Genomic DNA, 658 nt, shown 5'->3' on the forward strand with positions numbered 1-658 from the left:
AGTGCCAGGAGGCTGACCATGTTGGAGGTGGTGGCGAAGGTGTCCGGCGCGGTGATCAGGCCGATCACGGCCAGCAGGGCCAGCGCGATCACCAGGCCGAGGTGGCGGGCCTCACCGATCCGGCCGAGCGCCAACCGGCCTGCGGGCGCGGACGCCACAGCGGCGGCCTCCACCCGCGCCTGTTCGTCGGCCTCCGGCGCGGAGACCTGTTGGGGGTTGACCTCGGTCATCGGACGAACTCCTGAAATCGGTCGGAACTAGAAGGCATGTCAGCCATGGGAAGCGGCGGCTTCCATGACGAGGTCGAGTACGCGGTGCTCGTCCAGCTCGGTAGCAGGGGCTTCGTGGACGATGCGGCCCTCCCGGATCACCAGCACCCGATCGGCCAGACCCAGCACCTCGGGCACCTCGCTGGACACCAGCAACACCCCCACACCCTCATCAGCCAGGCGGCGGACCAGCGCATACAGTTCGGCGCGGGCGCCCACATCCACACCACGGGTGGGCTCATCCAAAAGCAGCAGCTTGCGCCCCTCACCGACCAGCCACCGGCCCAGCACCGCCTTCTGCTGGTTACCACCCGACAACGTCTTGATCGGCCGGTTCGGGTCCGGCGGGCGGATGTCGAGGGCTTTGACCAGGCGTTCGGCCTCGGCGT

General features: G+C 68.8%; 1 protein-coding gene and 1 pseudogene. Both read right to left on the reverse strand.

Annotated features, from left to right (window positions below; translation table 11 throughout):
- Positions 1 to 230: pseudogene (locus tag KIP79_RS46220) on the reverse strand (ABC transporter permease); the annotation flags it as partial.
- A gap of 39 nt (positions 231 to 269) precedes the next feature.
- Positions 270 to 658: ATP-binding cassette domain-containing protein (locus KIP79_RS46225; RefSeq protein WP_214111435.1), on the reverse strand; the 389-nt coding region annotated here is incomplete at its 5' end.

Source organism: Acrocarpospora catenulata (genome assembly GCF_018476525.1).
GTDB lineage: Bacteria > Actinomycetota > Actinomycetes > Streptosporangiales > Streptosporangiaceae > Acrocarpospora > Acrocarpospora catenulata.